Here is a 12380-nt window from a genome sequence, read left to right on the forward strand (position 1 = left end):
TCACAAACGAGATCATCGCACGTGAGTACGCGGCGTTTCAGCTGGGAGTAAGGCCAGTGGAACCGTCCGCGCTCTATCACTACGTAGCGATTTGGCAGAGGGGCAGGACCTTTTCCAACGCCTTGAATGTATCGCTCGAGGCGATAATCACAGCGTTTTCGAAGACGCCGACGAGAGAGCAACAGTTTCTCAAGACGTCGTCCTAGCCGGCCATGGTCTATTTCGGTTGGGACGTGCCGCATAAGGCCCAACCGGGAGGCTTTCTGCGAAGTGACGCGAATGGCTAGCCTGAACGGCCAAACCGATAGCGAGCGCTCCGCGAACGGCTGGATCGACGGCCCCTATCCGGCGCAGATGGTGCCGTTGGCCGTTCCCGAAGCGGTGCAGGAATTGGTGGCTTCCAGTCTAGAAGTCCAGTCTCGCCCAATGGGCGGCCCTACGCCGCCTTCAGCGCAGGCAATTGCGGGATTACGCTCACCAGGCAGGGTGCTGGTCTGGACTGGCACTGGCAATCCGAAAAGCGGACAGACCTCCCAGAGCGCCGGCAGCTTGTTGCAGAGCTTGCGCGCTCCACGCCGTCCTTTCATGGCGCGGCGAAGTTTCTGTGTCGCGCTCGCAGGGCAACAACTCGCCGCTCCCTGGATCCTTGGGGAGCGACGAGCGCGGGTTGCTACCGAACCTTCCGCCGTCGTTGAACTATGCTGGATGAGTCCAGCTACTCCAGATCGATTGCCCGCCGGCTCATGCTGGCGGGCTTTTTGCGTCAGCCGGGAACATTCCCGCTCCAAGGCAGTTCGGTCACACCCGGCTCGTTCTTCAGCGGTCCGGCCGGTGACCAAGATGCGTCCATGGTCGGCCCGCGCAGCCTCGGAAGCAGGCGCGGGCCATCCTCATCACAAAGCCCGCTGATCGGACCGACGGGCTTCTTCAGTTTCACCACGCAAAGAAAGGCCCGGTCGTGAACTGACCCCATAAAGTTGGACGGTTCATTGAGTTGGTAGGATTAATGGCTGGTTCCTGTATTGCACAGGGGCCAGCCCTTTCAAGCCCAGATTCCAATTTCCGGAACCATTCAGCGCCATGGATACACGCTCTGCGGGGTGGCTGATCAAGAGCCGATCTGCGCTCACATCATACTTGACGCATCCTCCCTGGGGGGATACCGGTGGGCATGTCCGAAGGCATCCATAGTTCTCATCCGGCTATCGTGAAGCGCTTAAAGCGCGCACAGGGGCATCTTGCATCCGTGCTTGGCATGTTCGAGGCGCAGCGATCCTGCCTAGACCTGGCGCAGCAACTCCATGCAGTGGAGAGCGCCATCAGCAGCGCAAAGCGAGAACTGATCCACGATCATATCGAACATTGTCTGATCGACACGGAAGCGGGAGGCAACTCGCTGGCAGAGCTCAAGCAACTGGCGAAATACCTATGACCAGTATCGGCGCACGCGTCTTGGATTGGTTCGGCTTCGGGTCACATGATCATGACGCGCATGCTCATGACGATGGCTCGCACGGCCATACGCACGGGGTCATCGACGCAACGATTGCAACCACTGACCGCGGCATCTGGGCCATCAAATGGTCGTTCGTCATCTTGGCCATGACGGCGGCATTGCAGATGGCCGTGGTGTTGGTGTCACGCAGCGTGGCGCTGTTGGCCGATACGATCCACAACATAGGCGACGCCACAACCGCCATTCCGCTCTGGATCGCATTCATGCTGGCACGACGCAAGCCGTCACGGACCTTCAGCTACGGCCTTGGCAGGGTAGAGGATCTGGCCGGTATCATTATCGTGCTGATCATTCTGTTCAGCGCCATCGTCGCCGGGTACCAGGCTATCGAGCGCCTGGTCAGTCCGCAGGCAGTGACTCATCTCGGTTGGCTGACCGCGGCGGGCATTGTCGGCTTCCTCGGGAATGAGGCCGTCGCGGTGTTTCGCATCCGTATCGGCAGGGAAATCAACAGTGCGGCGCTCGTCGCCGACGGCTACCATGCCCGCACCGACGGGCTTACCAGCCTTGCAGTGGTCATCGGCGCCATGGGCGTCTGGCTCGGATTTCCACTGGCCGACCCGATCATCGGGCTTCTCATCACGGTCGCTATATTCGGTATCGTCTGGCAATCGGCGCGCTCAGTGCTCACCCGCATGCTCGACGGCGTCGAGCCGGGCGTGATGGCCGAAATTCAGCATGCCGCTGCGCATGTGCAGGGTGCTCGCGTTGTCGACGCCAAGGCCCGCTGGATTGGCCACAAGTTGCATGCCGACATCGCTATTGCAGCCGACGGAACCTTGCCTCTCTCAGAGGCAAACAAGATCACGGCGGCGCTGGAGAACGAACTGTTCGAACACATGCCGGCGCTCGCAGCTGCCAACATCCGGTTTTCGACCGACCAAGGTGAGCACGAGCATCCGCACTCTCATGATCAGGGCGAACATCACGGCCACCAGCACTGACAACTGCCGGAAACCACTCGCTTTTGCCGGTCTCGGCTGATGTTCCAGGCGCTTGTCGAATTTCAGCGCTCCATATACCTGGCGCTCGCAGATCAGATAAAGCTGCTGTCAGTTGGCGGTGATTGGCTTGCGTTCCTTGCCTTTCTGCCGATGGGCCTCCTGTTCGGTGCGGCACATGCTCTGACGCCCGGCCACAGTAAGGCTGTCTTGGCGACTTACCTTGCAGGTTCGGATGCGAAGGTTTCGCGCGGCCTCCTGGTGTCGATTACGCTGTCCTTCACTCACGTGGCGACAGCGGTGCTGATCGCCGTATTCTCCCTGCCGCTCGTCTCGATTGCATTGGGCAGCGTTGGACGCGCACCACTGCTTGAGGGTGTGAGTCGCGGTCTGCTCGGGCTGATCGGCGTCTGGATGCTTTGGCGTTCGGTGAGCCACGGCCACCATCACAAGCATGAGGGCGAGGCCGTTGGAGTCATGGCCGGTTTGATTCCGTGCCCGCTGACCCTTTTTGTCATGACCTTCGCGATTTCCAGAGGGGTGCCGGGAGCTGGAATTCTGTTCGCAATCACCATGATGGTGGGCGTGGCCCTAACGCTGTCCAGCGTGGCGGTACTGTCGATCTTGTTTCGGGAGCGCCTGGTGCATTTTTTCGACAGCAGGCCACGGCTGTTCGATACCATATCGCGAGCAATCGAAGGCGCAGCGGGCCTTGCCCTCGCCAGCGTAGCGGTCTGGCAACTTACAGCCGGATAGAGCCACAGCTGTCCACAGACCCTCTCCTTTCTTAGGAAAAGGCGATGAGAAGCTGCGGCACGCAAGGCTGCTGGATTTCTGGGAGGATGATGGAAATGGCCGTGCCTAAGAAATAGCGCGCCACCTACGCCTGGATGTACGGCGCCCAAGCGCGCAAGGATGGCAAGGAGCGTGAGGCGCCAGCTTACTGGCAGGAACATGCCGATGCGTGGCTGCAGGGCTTTGACGGTGTGGCGATGGCTGGTTTTGGTAAGACCAAGACCGTCAAAGACGAGATGGAAGCCGAGGTCGACGAAGCCGCCGTCGAGCGGCCCGCCGAATAGCCATTTGGCGTATGCCGTATGGTCGTTTTTGATTGAAGAAAGGGCTTCGTTGGGCCTATAGAGATTGCGTTTACCATTGCCTTTTTGGGAGGATGCGATGGTTGCAACGCCCATAGAAATCGCTCAAGCGGCTACTGCGACTACGGCTACCTTGCTGAAGTGGCAGAAGTCCATGGAGGAACGCGCCACGTTTCGCCAGAACATGGATCAATCGCGCAGGGCGATCCAAGCCTCACGCGATCTGCTGAAGCGCCTTCGCCAACGTCATCGCGACGACATGGCGGAAAGTTCGGAAAATGCCAACCCGTCTACTGCGCCGATATCGCAACGCGCCGGCAGCTAGCGGGAGGTGATGGGTAAAGTTTCACTGGCCGTTCCTTGGGTGGGCAGGCAAGTTAAACTTTGTCAACGAGCGGCCTTTTTCGCGCTCGCGGAAGCGCCACGTGGCTTTCGACCAGGCGCACGTGCTCGGCCTCGACAGTCACCAATGGCCGGAGGCTGACGGTTACCTTGTCCCCGTCGATGCGTGTGACAGGGCCGATCAATTCCATATGCTGGCCAATCACAGTCTTCGAAGTCGAATCGACAACAGAATGCGGGAAGTCGTAGGAGGGGATCGTCACGCTTATGCGATCGGGCGTCACGCGGCCGCGCACAATCGCCGTGACTGCGACCTCGTCGCCAACTTTGATACTTCCCCGAGCCATGCCCAAGACTTTGGAGCAGCCGGCGCCAGCGTCAAGATGAGGGGGAGCTAATAAAACCCCTCCGCGCCGCGATGCAACATCCAGCGCTAATGCGGATTCCACCTGAAAGATCGATTCCCCAGGTCTTATAATCCGTAATTAGCCTGTTGGAGGTGGAGGGAACTGCGATGGGCGGCACAGTTCAGAACACAAACTCAGACAGTGTGGAGTGGCCGAAGCCTGCTGAGAACGGCTGGTCCGCGTTATAGAGAAGGGCAAGGAAGACAGCCGATCGAGCTCGAATCTTATGCCATGGCCTCTGAGGAAGGCCAACGGATCCGTCTAATCTCGAGAAGTTCGGTCGCGAGGCTTTGCCGGTCCTGTCCCATTCCACTGGATGAACTGCGCGTTCTGGCCGGTGATACGAGCCTTTGAGCTACGGCCGAGTATGGTGAGGCCACGGAGACGATCCGGATCGAAGGGCAAGGAACAGCTTGCCTGCCCCCTTCAGCATTTGGACTTAGGTCTGATTGCTCCGCGTAAATGGCCGAAGCGGAAACATTTCTCCTTCTACTTTGTTGCAGTGGCCGTGCCGCTGAGGAGAACATGCACAGCGCCTCTATCAAATGAACTGCGCGACGTACCTTTAGAATTCCAATGCCCCTCCTGTTCACGCCGTATGGTGAGAAGGGGATCCTGGCTGAAAACGATTGCCGGTTTCAAATGCGATAGTTGCAGGTCCAGAGTGCGGATCGGCTACGAAGAGAAGCTGGCCATATTCGAGCGGCACCTTAGAAAGGTGAGCGCCAGCACAAAGTCAGTGAACAACCGCCCTTGTTAGCGGCCGCTTTAGAGATCGGGTGCAGTGGGTACACGGGCTTTTCCCCGCTATCCTTTTTTCTCCCGGCCCCGCCACCGTCTATTATCGGCGGCTAGGCCGCTATCACCTTCTGAGCGGGCTAGCGATGGAGTGCCTTGGACGGTGAAAACGATTCCGGCATCCTCAAACGCTTTGCGGATGGCGGCGATGTTGTGGGGCCGCGGTTTCCTGTATCCGTTCTCAAGATCGCTGATCACCATCTCGCTAAGATTGGCCTTGGCGGCAAGTCGCACACGCGGCCAGTTCAGTAGGGCTCGTGCTGCTCTGACTTGATCTGCTGAGAGTACGGTTCGGCTGTCCATAGCCAGTCGAACATTTAGTATCGCTAAACTGTTCCCCTTGACCTTCTGCGATTTCTAACGGTGTGAGGCCGGCCTGTCGCAAGCCGTCATCGATTGTGGCTGCAACCTTTCGGACGGTTGTTACCTCGGCACCAACAAGACGTGCTGCCTGCATTCTTGCTTGGAGATCAGCCAAGCGGGCAACCAGGGCTTGCGTCCTCTCGAGTTCAGGGTTCGTCATGTTCATTGTCCAGCTGAGTGGCAATTTGAGTTGTCCGGCTGAGTAGCGTTTGAATGCACACACTCGCCACCCAAGGGTGGCGAGCGTGGGTTCGTTCGAAATCTCAGTCGTAAACTTTCACGATCTTGCGGGTGCCCGGATCTACCAGGACCGTGCGGTTGTCGACCACCACGTAACGGTATTTGACGTTCGGGACCTCGTGGATCTCCACAGTTTCCGGCAGAGCTGTCCCGACGTTCAATTCCACGCCGGGAAGGTTCACCGAAGCCAAGGGCTGCTTCTTGACATACTCACGGATGACCGTGTCCTGTTCCGGCTGGATGATAATGTCGTCAGCGGCGGCGGAGCCGATCCCCGCCAAGAGCAACATGGCTGCGGCGGTGTTCACAAAGTGCATCTTCATATCTTCTCTCCTGCAAGGACCGGCACACGACGACCATCGTCCCGCACTGCCCGGCAACCAACTTTGAACCGGGGTAAACGTTCCCGCCTACGCACCTTTGTCTAATCCGATTGGTCTAAAGTCCGACCGTACAACGCAATGGTCTTACCTTTGGACTAGGCGGAACGGATTAGGGCTTCAGCCAGTTGGTTCTCCACAACGGGAGAGAACAAATGGATCAAAGTGTTGGCCAGGCGCGATGGTTGCTCGCACCGATTTTTGCAACAGCCGTTACCTTTCTGGTAATGGCGGTCGTCCTTAGCTGACATGTCTTGGATCGGCGCAGCCAGGTCCCTTCCTGCGCTGATAGGATTCGCGAGTTGCTTGAGCGGCTGGCGAATCCTCTATTTTACCGTGCGCTGGGCCTGCTCCTTCAGCAGGCGGGGCGCTTCGTTCAGCTCATGTAACTTGGGAGGTTTACTATGGATCGGCGATCCTTTTTGACAGCGATATTTGGCGTTGCAGGGGCAGCAGCCTTTGCAAGCGCGGTCCGGCCTATCAACGCATTGGCCGGTGTTCCAGCGGCAAAAAGCGGCATTCTCGAAGAACTCGACGCGCCAGACGCCTTCGAGAACGAAGGTACTCACGCGGAAGTGGAGCCGGTCAACCATCGGCGCTACTACGACCAAGATTACGACCAAGATTACGACCCAGACTACGACCCAGATTACTACCACCGGCGCCGCCGCCGCCGGCGCGGCTGGAGAAGAGTCTGCCGTAGTTACTGGCGACACGGGCGCCGTCGGGTCCGGTGCTATCGCCGACGTGGTCCTTCGGTCGTCTTGCGATTTTAGCCAGTTGGCTGCTTCTGCCCATGGCCCGTTCCGGCTGATGTGCTGAGAACGGGCCGGTACGATTCCTTTTTCGTGGCAAACGCAATCCATCTGTCCAAGGGCACTCATCAGCAGGGCCGATGGACCTGACTTACAGCTTGGTGGTGTCGCTGTGGTGCGCCAGGAGCGGTCTGACGATCCCTCTTCTGCAGCCCTTCGGCTGCCGCCAGCCTGGGAAAGCTTTTCGGAACGTTTGGTTCTGGCCGTTAGGCCACGGGGCCAAGCTCAGTCATCAGGACACCCCGCAAGCGATGAGCAGCGGGGCCTGGCAAGGCCCGGCGACCTCCTTTTGACATACGGGGAGAAACCAAGAAGGGCGCCGAGCCTAACCGGCGCTGCTTTCAGGGAGACGACGTCGGACGAGATGAGAGTAGGCGATAATGCTAATCTCTGCGAACCATGCGAATGAAGGAAAGCCGTGTGCGATTCTTCGCTATCCAGCCACGAACCTCTGCCTTTCGGACATGGCGGTCCGTCGCTCGATCGAAGATGAAGAACGCCTGATGTAGCTGCTCGACTTCGTAGAGCCCGACCCGGATCTCGAACCCTGTCTGGCCGGTGGCATCGAAGTCAACGGGACCGATGACAGGGAAGGCGACGACGATGGCGAAGCGGACGACGAGCGCGAAGCCATCGATGCCGAGTATGGCTTCATAGAGGGAGGGCAAGGCCTATAATTGTCCGGTCGAGAATGAATAGCCCGCTGCCTCACGGTGGCTGGCTTCAGTTTTTGTGTGGCACGATGTAGCGACTGCTCACCGCACCCGCCCCTGTGCCCCGCGTGACGACAATCGTGCTATACCCGGCTGGAACGGAACCTGTAGCGGAGGGATCAATCGAACTGCATCGCCCCACGATCTCCCCGTTGGGAGCGCCCTCGAGCCTCACGGCTAACGCCAACTCGCATGTCTCAAGGGATCCGAACATGGACGGTGATGTATCGAGTGGCTTGCAGACTCCCTGGGCGGGACTGCAAGAAAGCAAAATCATCACAGCTGCAGTTGCCGGATCCATTCGTGAAGCTCCGTTGTTCGACGAGCCTCAACGCGGAATAGCGAGCTTTGTTTCGCAGGTGCTAAAATATGAGTTTTCTGGTCTGGCTCACGGTGGCGGACTTTTCATTGTCACAGCTTTCGAGTTCAGCAGCGTTATGGAAGCAGTCCGCTGCGCGCGTCAAAACGCTATTGCTAAGCACAGTGCCGGGGTGCCCGATATCGTCGCATTGAGTTCCGGATTGGCATTCACCTGGGTGACGTCGTGCAGGAGCACGATGGCGACCTGATGGGTAGTGGCGTCAACATCGCCGAGGGTATCCGGGTTGCCCGGGCGTAGCGGCTTTGAAGCCGCCGATTATAAGTATTCTCGCCCTGTGGCCGCCGATTCTGCGAATTAAGGATTGGACGAATAGGCATGGGGGAAAAAGGCCGTTATTCTAAGTTCTCATTCACCCTCGATGCAGGAATAACGAGATCACGGAGTAGGAAAATCGCATGCTGTGCGGCGGAGGTGCTGACACGGGCGAAATTCACACCCGCTCAACGACAAGCGCCCATCCGCTGTCCCGATGGACGGTGGATAGAGTTTTGGTGCCATGAGCCAAACCCACACATTACAACCGTCATCTATCCGCTTCCCGGTACAGCCGCGGCTCGTGCCGGCGGTCAAGGCGGCGCGTTATCTCCACCTGACGCTGCGGGAATTCATGGAATTGCTGCCCGCGTTGCAGGATCAAGGCTTTCCCAAGGCCTGCCCAATCACCGGCAACTACGACATGGTTGCGATCGACTCCTGGCTCGATCGACGCTCGGGTCTTGCAGGATCGGGATCCGGCGGGCAGTCTAGCATTGACATTGCAAGAGCGAGGCTGGCGACGCTTGGGTAAGATCAAGTTGAAGCACTACGTCATCCGTAAGGGCAGGTACGGCTACTGGCTGCCGACGCCGAAGATGGTCGAAGCTGGCTTCAGATGCATTTCCTGTGGAATCGACGGGCCTGAGGCTTGGACGATAGCCAGGGAGTGGGAAGACCGCTGGCAGGAACTCCGCAAGGGCAAGGAGCCGTCGCGCCTGCATGTATGGCCAAAGGATTCCATCGGAGACGCCTTTGCACGCTATCGCCGCATGGATGCATGGAAGCGCAAGCCACCGCGCACCCGCGAGGATTGGGAACGCGGCTGGACCTTCATCGAGCCGTACTTCGCCGACCTGCCGCCAGCCGACATCACCCTCGAGCTGCTCGACGACTGGTATGGCCGTCTGCTCCGGGTCAAAGGTGTCGACATCGCCTACCGTGCCGTAAAGACGTGGCGTTCGCTCTATAATGTCATGGCCGGCATGAAGCTATGCCCGCCCGGCTCCGACCCATCGCAGGCGATCCGCCGCCAGACGCCACCACCGCGCCACCAGACCTGGACGGCAGGCGAGGCGGTGCGCATGGTCAAGGGCGCCTGGCGCGCCGGCTACCGCGGACTGGCCTGCGTCATCGCCGTTGCGTGGGACACGAGCTTCTCACCCGTCGACGTGCGCACGCTCACACCGGCGCAGGCAATGCAGACAGCACAGGAATGGGGTTTTCTGATTGCACGCAGCAAGAGTGGCGAGGCGGCTTTCGGCACGCTGTCGTCACGCACGCAGCGCCTGGTGCTGGCCTATGTCGAATCACTAGGCGTCACCCTGCTTGACGATGCGCCGATCTTTCGCTCGCGCGGTTTCGCGCCGGGCCCGAAGGGCGGCCGGCCGCGCGCCGGCGTGCCTTACACCAAGGATTCTCTGGTCGACGACTTTGCCGATCTGCGCACGCTGGTGTTCGGGACATCGGAGAAGCGGCGGCTGATGGACATGCGGCGTTCCGGCGCGGTCGAGGCAAATGCCGGAGGCGCGTCGGTCGAGGCAATCTCGGCCAAGATGGGCAATTCGATCGACGGGAACAAGGCGCTGCAGAAGACCTATATGCCGGTCAATCTGGCCGCCGTCCGCTCAGCTGACGCCAGCCGCCGCAAGGGCAGAAAGCTGCTTGGCCTGGAACGGAACGAATACAGAAAGTTGAAACTCTCCGCAGAATGAGAGTTGAAACTTTTCAAGGGGCGGTAGCTAACCCCTTGAAATTAATGGCGCGAGTGACGGGGCTCGAACCCGCGACCTCCGGCGTGACAGGCCGGCACTCTAACCAACTGAGCTACACCCGCGCATTGGACGAGCACGTGTCAGCTGTGTTCGTCGTTGGGGCGGTGGATAAGGGGTTCGCCACCGGGTGTCAAGCGCAGCTGGACAGCATAAACGCAAACAGGAGAAGGTTTTTTGACGGGCGGCACTTTGCCCGCGAAAACCACTGTGCGGCTAAGCTCGCAGCTGTTCATTTGGCCTTGCGAAGCCGGTTGCGACCGCTTAAAGGTCCGGCCGGAGCGGGCGATTAGCTCAGTTGGTAGAGCGCTTCGTTTACACCGAAGATGTCGGCGGTTCGAGCCCGTCATCGCCCACCACTCAATTTCTTGATAAATCGGTGCTTGCCCGGAGTTACGGTCTCATATCCGGTTGTATGCGTTGTCGGCATTCTGCTTCCTGGCCTTGTCGCGTTCGAAAGGGGTGACGCAGACCAAGTCGCTCTCGAACGCTTCACGCCAGACGTAGCCGTCGCGGCAGGTGCTGTCGCCGTAAGGTCCGCCGGTCGGCGAACGATTGTTGCGGGCATTGGCATTCTGCGCCTGCACCTCGCTGTAGTCGGCAGGACTCACGCACACGCTGTCGCCGAAGATCGCCGGTCGCCAGACGAATCCTTCCTTGCACCCTTTGGCCTCGATCGCTGCGGGCTCGATAGGCGACGGCAAAGGGGAGGGCCTCGGCCACAACGCCACCGTTGTCCCGCCGATGCCGAGCGCGATCATCGCGACCAGCCCGTGCAGCAGCCAGAGCCTCGGCCGCCGCGCCGCTGGCTTCGCAATCGCCGACGCAATCGCCGCCATATCGTCGTTGAAGCGCTCGTGGCGGACCTCCATGGCTTGACGCTTGGCCAGGTCCTGCAGATCGGGTGGCAAGGCGCTTTTCTTTGGCATGCTGGCGCCGTTGACGAGCACGGGAATGACGCGCACCCCAGCCTGGAGTGCCGTACGGATCTCCTTGCGCACGAAGTCGTCGGGGGACTCCAGCCGAACCTGGCCCTGCTCATCGGTAAGCGCGGCCCACTGCGGCCCCACGATCGCCAGCATGATTTTGCAGCTGGCCAAACTGCGGGCAAGCGCCACCTCAAAGTCATCGCCGGGGTTGAGCTTGTCGACGTCCATGAAGATGGATGCATCAGGAAGCGCGCGGTTCAGATTATCGTAGGCGCGGCCCGCCACGCCGGAATCGGTCTGCCGTCGGTAGTTGATGAATACGTCGCCAAGCAAGGCCTGCCTCTTCCCACATCAACGAGAAGGCCCCAAAATAGCATGAGCGGTGACCTCGCAGCTAGTCTGGCGATAGACTGGCCATTACTGCGGGTGCAGTCCGTTTCATGTCTCGCCAGAGGACACATGCACCGGCCCTTCGCGTCGCACGGTGGACTAAGTACAAGAGGCCATTACGGCGCGTCGCCAAAGCGGAATATACACAAATGTCTTCCGTCTGGATGGCAGCTGCAGAGCAAGTTCGACCCACGCCCGCGACGATCGGCTCCGCCACTTCTTCCTGTTTCGGCTCGCAGATGCGGGCAAGCCTGTACTTGTCGACGTTGTTCGCATACGGCTTCGATATCGGCGTAGGTGCCGTGTCACCGTGCCGCGATAAGGGTTCACAGCGGTCGAGTTGACGATAGCGTTCTCACCGAAGATGTCGGCGGTTCGAGCCCGTCATCGCCCACCATATCCGGCCCGCATATCCCGAATGCCGGGCGCGGCCGCAATGAGCTGCACCCGCCGTTCTTTCCTGGCGCGCTAGTCTATCGCTTGACGTAGCAGTTCTTCTTCACGCGGCGGATGGGATCCTCGCCAAAGGCGTCGACGCTGCATGTGACGCCGTTCCTGAATACGCCCTGGACGTACTGGCCACGCGCCCCGTATCTCACCACTTTGCGGCCACGGAACTCGCAGAACCGCCCCTCCGAGGCGCAGGCCACCCATCTGCCGCGGCCCTGGCCGTAATCATTATCGCCGTAATTGTCATCATTGCCGTAATTGTCGTCGTCGTTGTCACCATAATCATTACCGCTATCGCGCCTCGCAATATAGCAGGCCTTGTCGCGGCCGGGCGCCGGGTCGCCGAAGACGCGATTCGAGCAAGGCACGGAACGACGATCGAAGAAGCGGGAGGTGGTCTGGCCGCGCGCGCCGTAGACCACTTCCGAGGGGTAGGGCAGGCGGCACGTGCCGCCTTCATCGGCGCATTTCTGCATGCGCTGGGCCGACGCGGTGGCGGGGAAAAGGATAGAAACTGACGAGGCCAGGCCGACCAGGCAAATGAATGTAAACGTCATCCGGATCAAAGCAGTGAAGGTTTTTGACATGATTTT

General features: G+C 59.7%; 12 protein-coding genes, 2 tRNA genes and 2 pseudogenes. 10 read left to right on the forward strand and 6 right to left on the reverse strand.

What is annotated here, in order from left to right:
* From NKJ88_RS16000 to NKJ88_RS16025, 6 genes and pseudogenes are all read left to right on the forward strand, one after another.
* Positions 1 to 206 (forward strand): annotated as a pseudogene (locus NKJ88_RS16000) (hypothetical protein); the annotation flags it as partial.
* A 965-nt stretch (positions 207 to 1171) separates the two neighbouring features.
* Positions 1172 to 1432, forward strand: a complete 261-nt coding sequence (locus tag NKJ88_RS16005; protein WP_023684828.1) for a metal-sensing transcriptional repressor — start codon at positions 1172 to 1174, stop codon at positions 1430 to 1432.
* Positions 1429 to 2460, forward strand: coding sequence for a cation diffusion facilitator family transporter (locus NKJ88_RS16010; RefSeq protein WP_023694080.1), 1032 nt, complete (start codon positions 1429 to 1431; stop codon positions 2458 to 2460). Before NKJ88_RS16005 ends, NKJ88_RS16010 begins: the two co-directional genes overlap by 4 nt.
* 39 nt (positions 2461 to 2499) lie before the next feature.
* Positions 2500 to 3213, forward strand: a complete 714-nt coding sequence (locus tag NKJ88_RS16015) for a HoxN/HupN/NixA family nickel/cobalt transporter (RefSeq protein ID WP_023684830.1) — start codon at positions 2500 to 2502, stop codon at positions 3211 to 3213.
* A 134-nt stretch (positions 3214 to 3347) separates the two neighbouring features.
* On the forward strand, positions 3348 to 3536 hold the full coding sequence (locus NKJ88_RS16020; RefSeq protein ID WP_023699951.1) for a hypothetical protein: 189 nt from the start codon (positions 3348 to 3350) through the stop codon (positions 3534 to 3536).
* Between the two features lie 97 nt (positions 3537 to 3633).
* Positions 3634 to 3879, forward strand: coding sequence for a hypothetical protein (locus NKJ88_RS16025; protein ID WP_023723634.1), 246 nt, complete (start codon positions 3634 to 3636; stop codon positions 3877 to 3879).
* Between the two features lie 1231 nt (positions 3880 to 5110).
* On the opposite strand, the gene NKJ88_RS16030 is transcribed toward NKJ88_RS16025, so the two are convergent.
* The 3 genes from NKJ88_RS16030 to NKJ88_RS16040 form a co-directional block, all read right to left on the reverse strand.
* Positions 5111 to 5404 carry a helix-turn-helix domain-containing protein gene (locus tag NKJ88_RS16030; RefSeq protein ID WP_081725558.1) on the reverse strand — a complete coding sequence of 98 codons (294 nt, stop codon included), beginning with the start codon at positions 5402 to 5404 and terminating at the stop codon, positions 5111 to 5113.
* A gap of 323 nt (positions 5405 to 5727) precedes the next feature.
* Entirely contained in the window at positions 5728 to 6027 is a 300-nt protein-coding gene (locus NKJ88_RS16035) for a DUF1236 domain-containing protein (RefSeq protein WP_023669226.1), read from the reverse strand.
* A gap of 1255 nt (positions 6028 to 7282) precedes the next feature.
* Entirely contained in the window at positions 7283 to 7567 is a 285-nt protein-coding gene (locus NKJ88_RS16040; RefSeq protein ID WP_023694089.1) for a hypothetical protein, read from the reverse strand.
* A gap of 467 nt (positions 7568 to 8034) precedes the next feature.
* On the opposite strand from NKJ88_RS16040, the pseudogene NKJ88_RS16045 reads away from it, so the two are divergent.
* The 3 genes and pseudogenes from NKJ88_RS16045 to NKJ88_RS16055 all read left to right on the forward strand — a co-directional run.
* Positions 8035 to 8228: pseudogene (locus NKJ88_RS16045) on the forward strand (adenylate/guanylate cyclase domain-containing protein); the annotation flags it as partial.
* A gap of 262 nt (positions 8229 to 8490) precedes the next feature.
* Positions 8491 to 8781: a hypothetical protein gene (locus NKJ88_RS16050; protein ID WP_023690232.1), complete on the forward strand. Its 291-nt coding sequence runs from the start codon at positions 8491 to 8493 to the stop codon at positions 8779 to 8781.
* Positions 8774 to 9961 (forward strand): site-specific integrase, encoded by a 1188-nt coding sequence (locus NKJ88_RS16055; protein WP_050587145.1) that lies wholly within the window; start codon positions 8774 to 8776, stop codon positions 9959 to 9961. Before NKJ88_RS16050 ends, NKJ88_RS16055 begins: the two co-directional genes overlap by 8 nt.
* Positions 9962 to 10006: 45 nt before the next feature.
* Here the strand turns inward: NKJ88_RS16055 and NKJ88_RS16060 are convergent.
* Positions 10007 to 10083: transfer RNA gene (locus tag NKJ88_RS16060), tRNA-Asp, on the reverse strand.
* Between the two features lie 218 nt (positions 10084 to 10301).
* Here NKJ88_RS16060 and NKJ88_RS16065 point away from each other — a divergent pair.
* Positions 10302 to 10377 (forward strand) — tRNA-Val (locus NKJ88_RS16065).
* Between the two features lie 42 nt (positions 10378 to 10419).
* On the opposite strand, the gene NKJ88_RS16070 is transcribed toward NKJ88_RS16065, so the two are convergent.
* Both NKJ88_RS16070 and NKJ88_RS16075 read right to left on the reverse strand, forming a co-directional pair.
* On the reverse strand, positions 10420 to 11280 hold the full coding sequence (locus NKJ88_RS16070) for a toll/interleukin-1 receptor domain-containing protein (RefSeq protein WP_352444681.1): 861 nt from the start codon (positions 11278 to 11280) through the stop codon (positions 10420 to 10422).
* A gap of 530 nt (positions 11281 to 11810) precedes the next feature.
* The gene (locus tag NKJ88_RS16075; protein WP_031203220.1) at positions 11811 to 12374 is read right to left on the reverse strand and encodes a hypothetical protein; all 564 of its coding nucleotides are present in this window, start codon (positions 12372 to 12374) and stop codon (positions 11811 to 11813) included.
* Between the last annotated feature and the right edge of the window lie 6 nt (positions 12375 to 12380).

The organism is Mesorhizobium sp. M0016 (assembly GCF_040324035.1).
GTDB lineage: Bacteria > Pseudomonadota > Alphaproteobacteria > Rhizobiales > Rhizobiaceae > Mesorhizobium.

What these genes read in the sequence shown, in the direction of transcription:
- NKJ88_RS16020 (WP_023699951.1), top strand. Translation starts at nt 3,348, where the DNA reads ATGTACGGCGCCCAAGCGCGCAAGGATGGCAAGGAGCGTGAGGCGCCA.
- NKJ88_RS16015 (WP_023684830.1), top strand. Translation starts at nt 2,500, where the DNA reads ATGTTCCAGGCGCTTGTCGAATTTCAGCGCTCCATATACCTGGCGCTC.
- NKJ88_RS16050 (WP_023690232.1), top strand. Translation starts at nt 8,491, where the DNA reads ATGAGCCAAACCCACACATTACAACCGTCATCTATCCGCTTCCCGGTA.
- NKJ88_RS16025 (WP_023723634.1), top strand. Translation starts at nt 3,634, where the DNA reads ATGGTTGCAACGCCCATAGAAATCGCTCAAGCGGCTACTGCGACTACG.
- NKJ88_RS16035 (WP_023669226.1), bottom strand. Translation starts at nt 6,027, where the DNA reads ATGAAGATGCACTTTGTGAACACCGCCGCAGCCATGTTGCTCTTGGCG.
- NKJ88_RS16030 (WP_081725558.1), bottom strand. Translation starts at nt 5,404, where the DNA reads ATGGACAGCCGAACCGTACTCTCAGCAGATCAAGTCAGAGCAGCACGA.
- NKJ88_RS16005 (WP_023684828.1), top strand. Translation starts at nt 1,172, where the DNA reads ATGTCCGAAGGCATCCATAGTTCTCATCCGGCTATCGTGAAGCGCTTA.
- NKJ88_RS16075 (WP_031203220.1), bottom strand. Translation starts at nt 12,374, where the DNA reads ATGTCAAAAACCTTCACTGCTTTGATCCGGATGACGTTTACATTCATT.
- NKJ88_RS16010 (WP_023694080.1), top strand. Translation starts at nt 1,429, where the DNA reads ATGACCAGTATCGGCGCACGCGTCTTGGATTGGTTCGGCTTCGGGTCA.